Below are 15,608 nucleotides of genomic sequence, written 5' to 3' on the forward strand. Positions count from 1 at the left end.
TAATGGACGTATCTCTCCAAATACTTGCTTCTGGCCTGACATTGGGTGCCATGTACGCGATATCCACCGCAGGCCTCGCGCTGGTCTTCGGGGCGATGAAGATGCTCAACATGAGCCACGGGGCGATCCTGGCGCTCGGTGGCTACCTTTCCTATTTCGCTCTTACCGGGCTAGGTCTACCGGCCCCAGTCGGTATTACGTTCGCGGTGCTGGTTTGTGCAGCCGTGGGTGTAGTGATCTATCATATTGTCGCGCGCCCAATGCTGCAGTCCGATAATTTCGAGACCCGCATCTTTATTGCCACGATCGGCGTGGGCGTGATCCTTGAAAGCATCATTCTAGAGGCCTTCGGCCCGCAGCCCAAACCTCAGCCAGTTTCGGTGCCAGGTTCATTGATGTGGGGTGGTGTGTATCTGCCGTACCAGAACCTCATGATCCTCGGCGTCGCAGTGCTGATCATGGCGGCGTTGGGTTTCGCACTCCAGAAAACGCGGATCGGACGGGCCATTCGGGCAACTGCCCAGAATAGGGATGCCGCTCAACTAATGGGAGTGCGCATCGGAGGCGTTTACGCCCTCGTTCTGGCGATCTCTGGAGGTTTGGCTGCCGTTTCAGGCATCACAATTTCTTCCCTCTCCAGCCTTCTTCCCAACATGGGGGCTGATCCCATGCTCAAGGCGTTCATAATCTGCGTGGTTGCCGGCTTAGGAAGCGTTCCAGGCAGCGTGATTGCGGCGCTCTTCATCGGCGTATTTGAGGCGGTAGTGCAGTATATCTTCGGCGTCCGTTTCAGTTTCGCACTCCTGCTCATACTGGTGATCTTGGTCCTCATTTGGCGACCACATGGTGTATTCGGCCGCGTTCAAGGAGTCCGGCTATGACAGCGCGACGGCGAGATCTATTCCTGTGCCTGATATTGGCCGGTTTTGCGGCACTTCTGCCCGTGGTGTCCGGCGTGAGATACACGGTCACCCAGACAACCTTCTTCTTCATCTGGGCCACTGTCGTTGTCCAGTGGAATCTCGTATTCGGTATTGGTGGAATTTTTTCATTAGCCCAAATGGCCTTATTTGCGGTCGGCGCCTATACCGCTGCTATGCTTGGATATTACTTGGGAACATCCATGTTTCTTGCTATGCCAGCAGGTGCTTTGCTGGCGGTTATATTTAGTGTTGCGGTGGGTTTAGCCTGCCTGAGGTTGCGTGGCCCGTATGTTGCATTGCTAACGCTTTGCGTTGCTCAGGTTATGTACCTCATGATCGTCAACGATACAGACTGTTTCACAAACCCGCCTGCTGGCTGCATGCCCTTGATGGGAGGGGTTCGCGGATTTTCCAGGTTTGGTGACCTCGGCTTTCGCGAACTGCTTGGCCCCGCGTTCTATATTGGCCACTACTATGTGGGCTTGGCAATGTTGACCCTAGCGATGATTGCTTCTGTCGTTGTTATTCGCAGCCCGATGGGGCTTGCGTTCCAAGCCCTGCGTGACAATCCAGCATATGCGGCTGCGCGGGGCATAGACCGTTTCAAGTACCAGCTTTGGATCTTCGGTTTATCCTCCTTCTTTACCGGACTTGCTGGAGCGTTTTATGCAGTGAACACCGGTGTGGTCGGCCCGGTAGTGTTTTCGTTCTCACATCTATTGTTCCTTCTTTCGATGATCATTGTTGGCGGGGTGGGGACAATCTGGGGGCCCTTAGTGGGCGCGCTTTTGCTGATGTTTGCCGATGAAGCAATGCGGGAGCTTGGTGACCTCCGAGATATCGGCATGGGCCTGATACTAGTGGGTTGTGTGGTTCTGATGCCTCGGGGCGTTGTGGGTCTGCTCGAAGACTTGGCGCGCAGGCGTGCGGCCCAACCTGCGCGTAATGCACCGCTGCCGACGAAGGAGAGCGCGTGATGAGATCAAAACACACGGCGCGGAGTGCAACGGAACTACTGAGGTCGTTGCACAAGGGCGAAACGACCGCCGAAGCTGCGGTGAAAGAGGCTTTAGAAAGAGCCCACACCCATGCAGACCTCAACGCATTCATAGGCATATACGCTGAGGAAGCGTTGGAACAGGCGCGGAAGATCGATCTATCGCGCCAGCAAGGCGAGCGGCAGGGGCTGCTGGCGGGGCTTCCGATCTGCGTGAAGGACAATATTGACGTAAAAGGATGGTTCACCACAGGCGCGACGCCGTCGCTGGCAGGATTGATAGCTCAACGCACCGCAAGTGTGATCGACCGCCTTCATGGAGCCGGAGCGATTGTCATAGGGAAAACCAACCTGCACGAGTTGGCGTTTGGGATCACGAACACCAATTTTGGCGGGGCCTACACATCCACTTGCAATCCCCACGATCCGCTGCGGATTACAGGCGGTTCCTCCGGTGGAACGGCCGCCGCTGTAGCCGCAGGCATCGTCTCGGCGGGGTTGGGAACGGACACATCCGGATCTATTAGAATTCCCGCATCCCTCTGCGGCATCGCGGGTCTACGACCTTCCGTCGGCAACGGGGGTGAACAGCGGCGCTACCCATGTGATGGTGTGCTGCCCATCAGCCACACCAACGATACCATCGGCCCGATGGCGGTATCGGTGGCGGATCTTGCGTTGCTTGATGCTGCGATTTGCGGCGGAAAGGTAGCGGAGCCAGTGCCGCTTTCACAGGTTAGGCTAGGACTGCCGAAGCCCTTCTGGGAGGCGCTCGATCCTGAGGTTGAAACTGTCTGCCATGCCCTGTGCAATCGACTGAAAGAGCAGGGTGTGACGCTTGTTGAGGTCGATCTTCCTGGAATGCGCGGTCTTCTAGAAAAGATCTCAGCGCCGGTGGTGCTACATGAGCCTATCGCTGACATACCCGCATATCTGGCGCAAAATGGATACGGCGAAATTACTTTGGCAAACATCGCCGAAAAGATCGTCAATCCTGATGTGCAAGCAGCGTTCGATTTGATCTTAAGGGACGCATTGGGGGAGGCTTACAAAGCGGCCGTCTCGATCTACCGCCCGCAGCTTTGCAGCCTTTATGAGCGCGTCTTCAACGATGCCCGATTGGATGCTCTTCTGTTTCCAACAACTCCTGCTCCAGCGATTGAAGCTATTGATGATGCATTTGGAATGATGGATATTCCCAATGTTGGAACTGTCAAAGTATTCGACACGTATATCCGCAACACGGATCCTGGTGCCAATGCCGGTCTGCCAGGCCTAACTATTCCCATTGGTGCCACCGAGCACGGCCTACCTGTTGGTATAGAGCTCGACGGTCCCGTCGGAAGCGACAGAAGACTCCTTGGCATCGGTCTGTCCCTGGAGGCTATACTGGCCTGGCGTGGAAATGTCGTTCCTGCTGCATGATGGAGCTTTCGCGACGGATCAGCGGTAGCAAGCCCCTGCTCGATGCAGGAAGATAGTTGACTTCAGATTTCCCGAGATTCGCCCGACCTGAATCGATGCAGACTGTCTTCGAAACATTTCTGGAGCGCATATCGGAAAGCATAGATGAAGTGAATTTCCGCGACGCATTGGCAGACGCGGGGAAGCACCTTGGTCTTCCGACGTTTGCGTACCTGGTCATCCCGGCGAAATCCGCTGAGAAGCCGAGGCTGATATCAAACTATCCCTTGGGCTGGACATCTTACTACCTCCGTCACCGGTACGACGAGATCGATCCGGTAATTCAGAGAGCTCGGTGCGGAGGTTGCCCGTTTCAGTGGAGGCAGGGGTGCTGCGGAGGCAATGCCACACAAGCACAGCAGAGAATGCTCAACGAAGCAGCCGAATTCGGCATTGCCAGCGGACTAACGATCCCGATCCATGACCTTCGCGGTGGCTTTGCAGCTCTGACATTTGCAGCTGATGAGCGCAATCCGGCATTTTTGCGTGCAGCGGAAAAGTATGAACTGGCGCTGCAACTGATGGCGACATGCTTTCATGTGGAAGTACGCCGGACGACGGCCGATGATCAAACGATTGATGGCATTAGGCTGACGCCCCGTGAATACGAGTGCCTGCAATGGGCCGTCACGGGCAAGTCGACATACGACATAGCTACGATTCTCGGCATACGGCGGCGCACGGTCGCTTTCCATCTCGACAACACAAAGGAAAAACTAGGGGTGCGGACGATCAATCAGGCCGTGGCGCGCTTCTCAGCCTCGCGGCGGATCACTCGTCGCTAGACCTAAATCGGCCGTTCCCCGTGCTACTGCACAGGCTGATTTGCCGTGACGCAACGCCTCTAATGACAGGGTCTTTCCTGCGAGGAGGTTACAGTCATGATATTGCTGATTGGGCCGGGCTGGCGAGAGTCATTTGCTGACGAAATCGGGCAAATGCACCGCCTGCGACATCGGGTCTTCAAGGACCGGCTTGACTGGGAGGTCCAGACCGCCAGCGGCTTCGAGCTCGATAGATTTGATGCCTTGGGCGCCTACTATCTGCTGCTGCGCGCATTGGATGGACGCGTCAACGGTTGCGTCCGACTGCTTCCCTCGACTGGCCCTACGATGTTGGACCAGGTGTTTCCGCTCCTGCTGGACGGTCGGCCAGCACCGAAGGAACCCAAAATTTGGGAGAGCAGCCGCTTCGCGCTCGACCTGACGCCATCTGCGCCGAAGGGTGCAGGCGGCATCGGCCTTGGCACTTATCAGCTTTTCGCAGGAATGCTCGAATTCGGCGTGTCCCGCGAACTCAGCCGCATCGTCACCGTGACCGACCTGCGTATGGAGCGCATCCTGCGCAGGGCCGGCTGGCCGCTGGAAAGGATCAGCGATCCGCGGACCATCGGCAAGACACAAGCCGTGGCCGGCTATCTCGATGTTACTCGCGAGCGCCTCGAAGTGGTTCGCCGGAACGGCAGGTTCGACAGCCCGGTATTGTGGGGGCCAGTGGTCTTGCAAGACTGCTTGATACGCTCGGCCGTCTCTCGCTGATCCCGGGGGGAACGTGCCGTGTCCGAACGGAGCACCCAAACTCAGTGGCCGGCATGGCAGAACCGCGATGCCTATGAGTACACCATCAAGCTGACACGGCGTGGCTGGGCTTGGGAGTTTCTGCGGCGCAACCCCAGGTTCCAGTGCGATTTGGCGCGTGCGTTGGAGCACGTCAAATACGTACACCAGGGGGCAAATCTCCGTACGATCGAACCGCCGGTCGACCTGACGCGGTGGGGGCTCCTGTTTCGCAGACTCCTTAAGTAGTGACGCAGCTGTGTTCTGGTGTCCCCGCCAATGCTTGCATGTGCTGCCTGTCATTGCGGAACAGGCACGGTTCTCATCGGAAAGGTCATCGTTTGACCTCACCGCACTGCCATGTCGGGCAGTGATCTTGATAACGGCTGACGGCCGCCAGCATGTCTTGCTGCGGGATTCTCATCGGGATCTCCAGCTCGTCGTAGAGGGTGCGGGCGTATTGCGTCCCGTTCAACTCCACGTCGACGCCATCTGGCCAACGAATCGCTTGAGACATCGGATGATTGGGCTCGAATGCCTCAATACTCTTTGCGCGACCGGACAACTCCCGGATAGGCTGTTTCCACCCGAGGCGCGTGGCAGCCGTCTGCGCCTTGTCCTCCAAGCGCTTGACGGGTCGCTGGCCGGAGCATCCCAACGCGAAATCGCGACGGCCTTGATGGGGCGACAGCGTGTCCAGGCCGACTGGACGGACCCGGGCGACCATCTTCGCGATCGCGTCCGCCGAGCCATCAGACGGGGCCGCGTTCTCATGAATTGTACATACCAGGATTTCCTGGCGTGAGCTGCGCCTTGAGCGCGCTGACTAGCGCGCGAACAGTTCCCTATGTCCGGTCGTTACCATCCAGTTCGCACGGCCGAGATGGCTGCGGACGGCTTTCTGGGCACGCTCTGGTTCCCGCAGCGGATCGATGCCCAGGATGATCTGCGCCATCTCCTCTTCGCTCGCATTGCCGGCAGCGGCGTCTAGGAGCCTCATGTAGAGTGTGAAGTGCTCCTGGTCGTATTCGGTGAGGTTGTTGGACCAGGGGACTTCTTCTTGGATTTCCGATTTCATCGCACTCTCAGTGCCGGTTCGGGATTCATGCATGATATTTGCAGTTCTGTTGTGATTGGTCAGAGCAAGCCATACTCTTGGCCAGCTCACTATAGCGAATAGGAATTATCGTTCCTAGAACGAAAGTTCCCATTCTGATTCCTATCTCGCCATGGACCTCAAAGAGGTCATGGCGATCAATATGCGTCGTTTGCGCCATGATCAGGATCTGACGCAGGAGGAGTTGGCAGCCCGCGCAGAACTAAGCATGCGCTACGTGGGCTCGATAGAGCGCGCTCGGGTCTCTGCAAGTGTGAGCGTGTTGGGTCAGCTGGCAAAAGCTCTCAACGTTGATCCTTGCGAGTTGATCAGGCCGCCACAGAATTAGAAGTCGATCTTGGCACGCCTTTTTTGCCGAATCTGAGGTGGCGGACCACGCCTGCGCGCTCGCACGGCGCGCATTGGGTGCTCGTGAATAGAGTTTTCTTTTCGACATGGTCTCGACCATTTGGCCTGAATGGTTTGCGTGTCTGATGGCCGAAGGTCCGTTAGGCGCCGACATTTTTCGGCCCGCCTTTCATACCGAAGGGAGCGGCCCTTTTCTAGACAACCGCAAGTTTGCCATACCCCTAATTTACGCTTGGAAACTGTAGCCAGCGAAAGGGATTCGATCCTTGGAGGTCGAGTTGGCAAGATTGTTGACGGGCCAAGCACGAGCCTGCAGCCGGGCATCCTAAGATTTCTACTGTTGTACGTGAAGGTCTCCACACATGGCGCCAAGTGCCATTCCGCTGAATCTGACCTGTCCGTTATGCACGCTATGCCGCGCTATACTTCGAACGTAGGTCGATAGGCATTTCATAAGTCACGCTTCCGGCTCATGGTCATTCTTATGACCGACCTTAGCAAGAAATTTGCTGTGCCCTCGCCACATTCTGCCTTAGTCGGGCACAATGCACGACGGGTTTCCGAAGTCGAGCAACTGTCGGTCAAGAGACTTCGTTCTGGTGATCTAGCTGGTCATGAATGTCTTCCGACGACAGGAAAGGACTTGCCCGCAGAGATTGACAGTGCGATTCTGAAGCTTGCGCGGGTTCTCGCACGCCAAGCCGCCAGGGAAGACCATGCGCGCCAACAAGCAGGGAGCGCATGTCATGATGAAGCGCGCGGCAATTTACGCGAGATTTTCCACCGACCTGCAGAATGAACGGTCGATCGAGGATCAGATTACCCTCTGCAGGAAGCATGCCGCAGAGCAAAATCTCGCAGTCGTTGCGACCTACGAGGACAGAGCCCGTTCAGGCGCCTCGGTGTTTGGGCGAGAAGGTCTCGTTCAACTCATGGATGCCGCCCGTGATGGCGCGTTTGACGTTTTGGTTATCGAGGCACTCGACAGGCTCTCCCGCGACATGGAGGACCTGGCGGGCATCCACAAGCGCCTATCCTTTCTCAATATCGAAATCCGCGCTGTGCATGACGGCGTCGCCAACACGGTTCTCGTCGGTCTCCGGGGACTGGTCGGCCAACTCTATCGCGAAGACAACGCACACAAGATTCGTCGCGGCCAGGCTGGGCGTGTCGGTCAGGGCCTCAACGCCGGCGGCCTGACCTACGGCTACGCTCCTGTACCAGGCGAGCCGGGGAAAAGGCAGATTGTCGAAGAAGAGGCAGAAATCATCCGCCGCATCTTTGACGAATATGTCTCGGGGCGAACGCCGCGCGACATCGCGCGCGACCTCAACCGCGACCACATTCCGCCTCCGCGCGGGACGAAATGGAACGCTTCGACAATCAACGGTAACGTGCAGCGCGGCACCGGCATCCTGCAAAACGAACTCTATGGTGGCCGGCTGGTCTGGAACAAGGTGCGCATGGTGAAGGACCCTGACACGGGCCGCCGCGTCTCGCGCCCCAATCCGAAAGAGGAGTGGCAGTCGTCCGACGTGCCAGAACTCGCGATTGTCGATCGCGAACTGTTCGAGCAGGCGCAGGCGCGCAAACGCGAGCGCAGCCTTGACCATCCACACCACCATCGCCGGCCGCGCCACATGCTGTCGGGGCTGCTTCGGTGCGGTGCGTGCGGATCGGGCATGTCGACAAACGGCAAGGATAAGTCGGGTCGTATCCGGATCAGATGCTCGGCCGCGACGGAAAGCGGTTCGTGTCCCGATCCGAAAACCTTCTATCTCGAAACCGTGGAGACGGCCGTTCTGGCCGGGCTGCGTGCCGAGATGAAGAGCCCCAAAGTGCTCGCCGAATACGTGAAGACATATCACGAGGAGCGTAAGCGCCTATCAGCGGAGGCCGATGCCAATCGAACTCGGCTTGAGCGCCGGGCCGAAAAGCTCAAGCGCGAGATCGACCGGCTGGTCGACCATCTCGCTAAGGGCATCGGCGATCCATATGTGATCGGTCCCCGTTCGACGGAACTCTACCATGAGCGCGAGGCGGTTCTTGCAGAACTGGCAAAAGCCCCACCTGCCTTCGAAGTCGTTTCGCTGCATCCCGCCATCCTGAGGCGCTACGAAGAGCAACTCGACACCATGCAACATGCGCTGGCGGCAGGCATGCGATCAGGCGACCGGGAATGCGCGGAAGCCATACGGGAACTCGTCGAAACGGTCACGGTCTACCGCGATCCTTCAGAACCCGGAGCAGTCGAGATCGAGATTTCAGGACGGCTCAACTCGATCCTTGGCGAACGTGCCTACCCCAATGGCGTCAAACGGGTGTGGGGATTGGTGGTAGCGGAGGAGGGACTTGAACCCCCGACACGCGGATTATGATTCCGCTGCTCTAACCAGCTGAGCTACTCCGCCCCGAAAGGCCGGTCGCATTCAAGTCGACCGCGAAAATACCGCGCTTTGCACTCGGCACGGCGCTTCTTAGGGACCCCTGATGCCGCTGTCAAGCACCCTGACAGCGGCTGAGCGATTTTTGCCCGGCCGTATCGATGGGCTCGGCTGAACCAGCCTGTTTCACGGGCAATTCGCGGCCAGAAATGCCGCGTGCTTCAAGCGAATTTCAGTGCCAAAAGGCAGGCGAGCTTTGCCGGGGCGGCGAGATAGGTTTCGATTGCCTCAACGCGTTCAGGCGTGAAGTGACCGGCGGCATCGAGCAGATTGATCGTCGCGATCAATTCATCGCCGATCACGACCGGCAGGTTTACAACCGACTGGCATCCCAGCGAATTGATCAACTCATAATCGGGAAACACGTTTGCAATGTCATCGATCGTATTGGCGACGAATGTGCGCTTTTCCAGATGTACGATGTCAAACCAACTGTTCTGGGTAATGGGCTTGGTGCCAGCGCCGGGATAGTTGATTTTGTCGCTGGTATAGGCGCGGCGCGCCAGGCCCGCTTCCATATCCACCGTCATGACGGTGAAGAGCTTTGCCCCGACAAGCGCGTCGGAAAGCGTGTGAAGAGCTGCAAAAACAGTCTCCTCGTCGCGCGCGGAGGCAACGGCTTTGTCGAAAGCGCGCAGAAGAGGGGCGGGATTAAATGTCGTCATTATATAGTCCTGGGCTGGAGCAAATCCGGAAAAGTGGAACCATTTTCCGAAGAGACTTGATATAGAACAATTGGTTAGGTCAGGTCGGCGATTTGAGGAAACACCGGCATTGTCTAGAGCGTTCCGCCGCTGGCAGCGAGAAGTTCTTGCGAATACGGGTCATTCAAGGTGCCGGATTTAAGCTGGGCGGTTTGGGCGATCTCAACGATGCGTCCATTGCGCATCACGGCAAGCCGGTCGCAAAGGAACGACACCACCGGCAGATTGTGGGTTACCATGAGGTAGGTCAGGTTCTGTTCGGCGCGCAGTTTTTTGAGCAAGTTGAGGATTTCGGCCTGCACAGAGACGTCCAATGCTGAGGTCGGCTCATCGAGAAGCAGAACTTTTGGCTCAAGCATCAACGCGCGGGCAATTGCAACACGTTGACGCTGTCCGCCGGAAAGCTGATGAGGAAAGCGATAGCGAAAGCGCTGATCCAGCCCGACGGCGCGCAGTGTGTTTTCGACGCGTTCGTTGCGGTTGCCGATGCCGTGAATCGCCAGCGGCTCGGTCAGAACCGCGTCAATGGTCTTGCGCGGGTGTAGGGAGCCATAGGGGTCCTGAAAGACCATCTGGCACTGGCGTACGACGGATTTGTCGACACCATGGCTGCGTGGCGACCCCAGAAGCGAAATCGCTCCGTGCCATTCCGGCGCCAGCCCGGCGATTGCGCGCAAAACTGTTGTCTTGCCCGAGCCGCTTTCGCCAACAAGGGCAAAACTTTCACCCTCGGCAATTGCGAGCGAGACATCGTGGGTGACTTGGGTGTCACCGTAAAATATATCTAAGTTACTGAGTTCTATCGCATTCATGTGCCAGCCCATGCGGTTCTGTCGAGGACCGGCAGGGCCTCGCGGGTTTCGTCAATGCGTGGCATAGCTGCCAGCAGCCCTTTCGTGTAGGGATGGGAAGCCTGTGACAACGCCTTTGCCTCGCACTCCTCTACGACTTCGCCCGAATTCATCACCAGGATCCGATCGCAATAGCGTGAGACGAGATTGAGGTCGTGGCTGATCAGGATCAGGCCCATGCCCTTGGTTCTTATCAACTCGTCGATGATGTCGAGCACCTGCGCCTGCACCGAAACATCGAGCGCCGATGTTGGCTCGTCGGCGATCAACAGTTCGGGTTCGGGGATCAGCATCATGGCGATCATTATGCGTTGGCCCATGCCGCCGGACACTTCGTGAGGATATAGGCGTGCGACGCGCTCGGGTTCGTTGATCCGCACCGCTTCAAGCATGGACAGCACGCGCGCGCGAATATCGCGGCGGGGCAGGGAGGTGTGATAGTGCAAGGCTTCGGCAATCTGGTCGCCAACGGTCAGGACCGGGTTGAGCGAGAATTTTGGGTCCTGCATCACCATGGAAATGCGAGCGCCGCGTATTGCACGCATTTGCTTTTCAGTTTGGCTCAGAAGGTCGATGCCGTCGAACTTGAGCCTGTCTGCCGTAACCTTTCCGGGCGCACGAATAAGCCGGAGGATCGAGCGTCCAGTCATGGATTTGCCCGAACCGCTTTCCCCCACAATGCCAAGCCGCTCGCGGCCGAGCGAAAAGGAAATGCCCTTGACGACTTCAACGCGGCCGCGATGAGTTGGGAAAGATACACGCAAATTCTGAACATCGAGCAAGGGGGCGGTCATTTGTTTTCTCCCTGCTTGGGGTCGAGCACGTCGCGCAACCCGTCGCCGAGAAAGCAGAAGCCAAGGCTGACGATGATGATGGCAAAGCCGGGCATGGTCGCAACCCACCATTGATCGAGAATAAAGTTGCGTCCGCGCGAGATCATGGCGCCCCATTCGGGCAGAGGTGGTTGTGCGCCAAGGCCCAAAAAGCCCAATCCGGCTGCGGTCAGGATGATGCCGGCCATGTCCAGGGTGACACGGATAATCATGGAGGAGGTGCAAAGTGGCAGGATATGACGCAGGACGATGCGGAAGGCCGAACCGCCCTGCAATTGTACCGCCGCGATAAATTCCGAGCTGCGGAACGTCAGGGTTTCAGCTCGCGCAATACGTGCGTAAGCGGGCCAGGTGGTGATGGCGATGGCGATGATTGCATTGTTGATGCCTGGGCCAAGTGCAGCGACAAAAGCCAGTGCCAGAATGAGCTTTGGCATTGAAAGAAAAATGTCGGTTATGCCCATCAGAAGGCGATCAACCCAGCCGCCGAAATAACCGGCCACGGCGCCGATCACCAGTCCGAGCGGTGCCGCGATAACAGCGACCAGCAGGACGATGGTGAGGGTGATTTGAGAGCCATAGAGCACGCGCGAGAAAATATCGCGGCCCAGTTCGTCGGTCCCCATCCAATGGTCCCAGCTTGGGGGCAGCAGGCGATTGGAAAGGTTTTGCCCGGTTGCGGAATAGGGGGCGATCCATGGCGCCAGAATTGCGGTCACGATGAGTGTAAGCACAATGATTGCGCCCACCACTGCCAGCGGGTTGCGCATCAGCGCCAGCGTAACTCTGTAGGTGCGGCCGAGATTGGCCTGCATCCGAGAGGTCGGAGAGTCGGCCAGAAGCCAGTCGCGTGTGGTCATCAGCGTGCCCTCGGATCAAGAACGCGATAGAGCACGTCCGAAATCTTGTTGATGAAGATAAAGACGGCGCCAATTACCAGTGTGGCGCCCAGTACGGCATTCATGTCGGCATTGAGCAGGGCGGTGGTGAGGTAGTTGCCGATGCCCGGCCAGGAGAAAACCGTTTCGATCATGACCGAGCCTTCGAGCAGACCCGCATAGGAAAGCCCGATAACGGTAATGAGTTGGATGCGGATCGGATAAAAGGCATGTCGCCAGATAACTACGCGTTCGGGAACGCCCTTGACCCGAGCCGTGGTGACAAATTCCTGGCTCAACTGGTCCAGCATAAAGGAGCGCGTCATGCGCCCGATATAGGCCAGCGAGAAAAAACCCAGGATCGATGCTGGCAGGACCAGATGCCAAACGGCATTTTTGAACACGTCCATATTGCCGGCGATGATGCTGTCGATCAGAATCATGCCTGTTATAGAAGGCACGAGGCCTTCATAGAAGATGTCGAGCCGCCCCGGTCCACCGACCAGTCGCCAGCGTGCGTAAAAGAGAGCGAGCCCGACAAGGCCGAGCCAGAATGCCGGTACGGAATAACCCAGAAGTCCTACGACACGGATAACCTGGTCGATCCAGGAGCCCTGCTTTGCCGCTGCGATAACCCCCATGGGCACGCCCAGCCCAACCCCGATTAGAATGCCCAGCGTTGCCATTTCCAGTGTGGCCGGAAAGAAGCGTCCCAGATCGACAATCACCGGGCGTCCAGTTGAAATGGAATTGCCGAGATTGCCGGAAATAACGTCGCCGACATAGGAGAAAAATTGCACGATCAGCGGACGGTCCAGGCCCATGGCCTGCCGGGCAGCTTCATAAACCTGGGTGGTGGCTCGATCTCCGACGACGGAAAGCACCGGATCGATCGGGATAACGCGCCCGATGAAAAAGGTGATTGCCAGCAGACCGAGAAATGTGAGGGCAATGGTTACAATGAACCAGAAAATCGCGTTTGCAGCACGCCAGACCCTGCGACTTCCTACCCCCCTTGCGGCCCATCCGGGCTGTCGCAGATTGGCTTGCGGTTCGAGTGACACTGTGAAAATCCCCCAGTTAAAACAAGCGTATATGCCGTAAGCCAGAATGCTCGCGGCCTGTCATGCCTTGTCATATTTCGCTTGGATTATACGCAAAAGTTTGCTTATATCAAAAAAATTTTGATGGAGGGGGCTGTGGCGGGACCAGCTTTGGTGAAAAACGATCCGGATCCGCGTCCCAAGATTGGGGCGCTCATTCGAGCGCGCCGCAAGCAGCAGCAGATGACGCTGAAGGCGCTAGGACAGGCCAGTGGGCTTTCGGTTGGTTATCTCAGCCAGCTTGAGCGCGACCACGCAACACCCTCGTTGGCAACGCTCGTCCAGATTGCCCGTACACTTGACGTCGGGGTCGATTATTTCATAGCGGCGCCGAGCGCCAAGGATGCGCTGACCCGATCAAACGAACGCAAGACATTTTCTGTCGATGGGTCTTCGGTGATCTATGAGCGCTTGAGTGCTGAATTTCCCGGCAATGTTCTCTCGTCATTCGTCATGACCGTTCCGCCCGGCTATGTATCGGAAACGGTCAGCCATGAAGGCGAAGAACTGCTGTTTGTTCTCGAAGGGGAAATCACCCAAACCCTTGATGGGGAAGTAATGGTGATGCGTGAAGGCGACAGTCTTCATTTCCGCGGCAACAAGCCCCATGCCTGGTCCAATCATACTGATAAGCCTGCCAGACTGCTCTGGAGTGGCACGCTGACACTGTTTCGTTCGCTCGATGCCGCAAAGGTATTGCCGGACGCCCATAACAAGCCCGGCGGCAAGCCGGCCAAGACTTCTGCCAAATCCAAGACAACTTCAAAGGAGAAAACATCATGAAGCTTTTACGAGCCGCAATGCTCGCGACGGCGCTTGCCCTGCCCATGGGCATGGGTGCCGCTGTTGCGCAAACACCAGCGGGCATGCTGGTTGTCGCCCAGAATATCGACGATATCGTCGCCATCGATCCCGCGCAGGCTTATGAATTCACCTCGGGCGAACTTGTAACCAACGTTTACGACCGGCTTGTTCAGTATGACGCCGAGGATACAACCGTACTTGCTGCCGGTCTGGCATCGGAATGGGAAGCCGATGACGAAGCCAAGACCATCACGTTCACGATGCGCGACGGCGCGACCTTCCATTCGGGCAACCCTGTCCGGGCGGAAGACGTTGTTTATTCGTTCCAGCGCGTCATCGAACTTAATTTGACGCCGGCCTTCATTCTGGCTCAGCTTGGCTGGACACCGGAAAACATCACTGAGATGGTAACGGCTGATGGCAATGTCGTCACAGTGCGCTACGATGGTGACTTCTCTTCTGCCTTTGTGCTCAACGTGCTCGCATCACGCCCCGCATCGATTGTCGATATGGAAGTGGTTCAGGCCAATGAGGTCGACGGTGATTGGGGTAACGCCTGGCTCAATGGCAATTCTGCCGGGTCCGGCCCGTTCAGTCTGGTGGCTTACAGCCCGGCTGAGTTGATCCGGCTTGCGGCAAATCCAGATTACTTCAAAGGCGGTCCGGCTATCGACGCCGTTGTCATCCGCCACGTGGCGGAAGCTGCGACCCAGCAGCTTTTGCTTGAGACCGGCGATATCGATCTTGCGCGTAACCTGACGCCCGATCAGATCGCTTCGATGTCCAGCGATGCGGTCAAGGTCGAAACCTTCCCGCAGGCGGCGGTCCACTTCCTCTCGTTTAACCAGAAAACCGAAGTGCTCCAGCCCGAAGCGGTCTGGGAAGCCTCACGTTATCTCGTCGATTATGAAGGGATGACCGAAACCTTCCTCAAGGGGCAGATGGAAATCCATCAGGCTTTCTGGCCGGAAGGGTTCCCCGGCGCGCTGACCGATACGCCCTTTAGCTACGATCCTGAGCGGGCCGAGCAGATCCTCAACGATGCGGGTATCGAAACTCCGATCACGGTAACGCTCGACGTTATCAATTCGACCCCGTTCACCGATATGGCGCAATCGTTGCAAGCGACCTTTGCTGAGGCCGGTGTCAATTTCGACATTCTGCCCGGCACGGCTGCGCAGGTCATCACGAAGTATCGCGAGCGCAGCCACCAGGCCATGCTGCTGTATTGGGGCCCGGATTTCATGGATCCACACTCCAATGCAAAGGCGTTTGCCTACAATTCGGACAATAGCGACGATGCCTTTGCTGCAACCACCACATGGCGCAATTCCTGGGCCGTTCCCCAGGAAATGAACGAAATGACCATGGCGGCCCTGGCAGAAGCCGATCAGGATGCACGCAACGCGATGTATCTGGACTTGCAGCGCCAAGTGCAGGAAAACTCACCCATCGTCATCATGTTCCAGGCCTCTTACCAAGTCGGCATGGCCGAGAACGTCAATGGCTATGTCAATGGCGCAACTTCGGACTTTGTTTATTACCGTCTTGTGACCAAAGACTGATCTGCACTGTCCAACAGGGAA

General features: G+C 57.3%; 19 protein-coding genes, 1 tRNA gene and 1 pseudogene. 12 read left to right on the top strand and 9 right to left on the bottom strand.

Annotation, left to right across the window (positions count from 1 at the left end):
* Positions 1-2 precede the first annotated feature (2 nt).
* The 6 genes from EO133_RS10950 (at position 3) to EO133_RS20825 (ending at position 5,189) form a co-directional block, all read left to right on the top strand.
* Positions 3-881, top strand: a complete 879-nt coding sequence (locus EO133_RS10950; RefSeq protein ID WP_127072685.1) for a branched-chain amino acid ABC transporter permease — start codon at positions 3-5, stop codon at positions 879-881.
* Positions 878-1,900 carry a branched-chain amino acid ABC transporter permease gene (locus EO133_RS10955; RefSeq protein WP_127072686.1) on the top strand — a complete coding sequence of 341 codons (1,023 nt, stop codon included), beginning with the start codon at positions 878-880 and terminating at the stop codon, positions 1,898-1,900. Before EO133_RS10950 ends, EO133_RS10955 begins: the two co-directional genes overlap by 4 nt.
* Complete coding sequence (gene iaaH, locus EO133_RS10960) at positions 1,900-3,345, top strand: indoleacetamide hydrolase (protein ID WP_127072687.1); 1,446 nt, start codon at positions 1,900-1,902, stop codon at positions 3,343-3,345. The genes EO133_RS10955 and iaaH overlap by 1 nt, the downstream gene beginning before the upstream one ends.
* A gap of 95 nt (positions 3,346-3,440) precedes the next feature.
* Positions 3,441-4,169: a LuxR family transcriptional regulator gene (locus EO133_RS10965; protein ID WP_127072931.1), complete on the top strand. Its 729-nt coding sequence runs from the start codon at positions 3,441-3,443 to the stop codon at positions 4,167-4,169.
* A 96-nt stretch (positions 4,170-4,265) separates the two neighbouring features.
* Complete coding sequence (locus tag EO133_RS10970; RefSeq protein WP_127072688.1) at positions 4,266-4,922, top strand: acyl-homoserine-lactone synthase; 657 nt, start codon at positions 4,266-4,268, stop codon at positions 4,920-4,922.
* A gap of 18 nt (positions 4,923-4,940) precedes the next feature.
* Entirely contained in the window at positions 4,941-5,189 is a 249-nt protein-coding gene (locus EO133_RS20825; RefSeq protein ID WP_371870912.1) for a transcriptional regulator domain-containing protein, read from the top strand.
* Between the two features lie 85 nt (positions 5,190-5,274).
* On the opposite strand, the gene EO133_RS20540 is transcribed toward EO133_RS20825, so the two are convergent.
* Positions 5,275-5,457 carry a hypothetical protein gene (locus EO133_RS20540; protein WP_244640658.1) on the bottom strand — a complete coding sequence of 61 codons (183 nt, stop codon included), beginning with the start codon at positions 5,455-5,457 and terminating at the stop codon, positions 5,275-5,277.
* 3 nt (positions 5,458-5,460) lie between these two features.
* Between EO133_RS20540 and EO133_RS20545 the strand changes: the two genes are divergently transcribed.
* A complete protein-coding gene (locus EO133_RS20545) occupies positions 5,461-5,745 on the top strand; it encodes a DNA -binding domain-containing protein (RefSeq protein ID WP_244640660.1) in 285 nt (94 codons plus the stop codon).
* Between the two features lie 21 nt (positions 5,746-5,766).
* Here the strand turns inward: EO133_RS20545 and EO133_RS10980 are convergent, their stop codons facing one another.
* Entirely contained in the window at positions 5,767-6,018 is a 252-nt protein-coding gene (locus EO133_RS10980; RefSeq protein WP_127072932.1) for a DNA -binding domain-containing protein, read from the bottom strand.
* 151 nt (positions 6,019-6,169) lie between these two features.
* Here EO133_RS10980 and EO133_RS10985 point away from each other — a divergent pair, with 151 nt between their 5' ends.
* From EO133_RS10985 to EO133_RS20730, 3 genes and pseudogenes are all read left to right on the top strand, one after another.
* Positions 6,170-6,385, top strand: a complete 216-nt coding sequence (locus EO133_RS10985; RefSeq protein ID WP_067219026.1) for a helix-turn-helix domain-containing protein — start codon at positions 6,170-6,172, stop codon at positions 6,383-6,385.
* 504 nt (positions 6,386-6,889) lie between these two features.
* The gene (locus tag EO133_RS10990; RefSeq protein WP_127072690.1) at positions 6,890-7,204 is read left to right on the top strand and encodes a hypothetical protein; all 315 of its coding nucleotides are present in this window, start codon (positions 6,890-6,892) and stop codon (positions 7,202-7,204) included.
* Positions 7,155-8,210, top strand: a pseudogene (locus EO133_RS20730) (recombinase family protein); the annotation flags it as partial. The gene EO133_RS10990 and the pseudogene EO133_RS20730, both read left to right, overlap by 50 nt.
* A gap of 81 nt (positions 8,211-8,291) precedes the next feature.
* Here the strand turns inward: EO133_RS20730 and EO133_RS20735 are convergent.
* From EO133_RS20735 to EO133_RS11025, 7 genes are all read right to left on the bottom strand, one after another.
* Complete coding sequence (locus tag EO133_RS20735; RefSeq protein WP_308788782.1) at positions 8,292-8,501, bottom strand: hypothetical protein; 210 nt, start codon at positions 8,499-8,501, stop codon at positions 8,292-8,294.
* Between the two features lie 238 nt (positions 8,502-8,739).
* Positions 8,740-8,816, bottom strand: a tRNA-Met gene (locus tag EO133_RS11000).
* 194 nt (positions 8,817-9,010) lie between these two features.
* Positions 9,011-9,514, bottom strand: coding sequence for a GAF domain-containing protein (locus EO133_RS11005; protein WP_127072691.1), 504 nt, complete (start codon positions 9,512-9,514; stop codon positions 9,011-9,013).
* Between the two features lie 113 nt (positions 9,515-9,627).
* On the bottom strand, positions 9,628-10,365 hold the full coding sequence (locus EO133_RS11010; protein WP_127072692.1) for an ABC transporter ATP-binding protein: 738 nt from the start codon (positions 10,363-10,365) through the stop codon (positions 9,628-9,630).
* Positions 10,362-11,198 carry an ABC transporter ATP-binding protein gene (locus EO133_RS11015; protein WP_127072693.1) on the bottom strand — a complete coding sequence of 279 codons (837 nt, stop codon included), beginning with the start codon at positions 11,196-11,198 and terminating at the stop codon, positions 10,362-10,364. The genes EO133_RS11010 and EO133_RS11015 overlap by 4 nt, the downstream gene beginning before the upstream one ends.
* Complete coding sequence (locus tag EO133_RS11020) at positions 11,195-12,097, bottom strand: ABC transporter permease (RefSeq protein WP_188681867.1); 903 nt, start codon at positions 12,095-12,097, stop codon at positions 11,195-11,197. Before EO133_RS11020 ends, EO133_RS11015 begins: the two co-directional genes overlap by 4 nt.
* Positions 12,097-13,089 carry an ABC transporter permease gene (locus tag EO133_RS11025; protein WP_127072934.1) on the bottom strand — a complete coding sequence of 331 codons (993 nt, stop codon included), beginning with the start codon at positions 13,087-13,089 and terminating at the stop codon, positions 12,097-12,099. The genes EO133_RS11020 and EO133_RS11025 overlap by 1 nt, the downstream gene beginning before the upstream one ends.
* A gap of 213 nt (positions 13,090-13,302) precedes the next feature.
* Here EO133_RS11025 and EO133_RS11030 point away from each other — a divergent pair, with 213 nt between their 5' ends.
* Positions 13,303-14,001 (top strand): helix-turn-helix domain-containing protein, encoded by a 699-nt coding sequence (locus EO133_RS11030; RefSeq protein ID WP_127072695.1) that lies wholly within the window; start codon positions 13,303-13,305, stop codon positions 13,999-14,001.
* Complete coding sequence (locus EO133_RS11035; protein WP_127072696.1) at positions 13,998-15,587, top strand: ABC transporter substrate-binding protein; 1,590 nt, start codon at positions 13,998-14,000, stop codon at positions 15,585-15,587. The genes EO133_RS11030 and EO133_RS11035 overlap by 4 nt, the downstream gene beginning before the upstream one ends.
* Positions 15,588-15,608: the final 21 nt, after the last annotated feature.

Source organism: Pelagibacterium lentulum (assembly GCF_003992625.1).
In the GTDB taxonomy this organism is placed as follows: domain Bacteria; phylum Pseudomonadota; class Alphaproteobacteria; order Rhizobiales; family Devosiaceae; genus Pelagibacterium; species Pelagibacterium lentulum.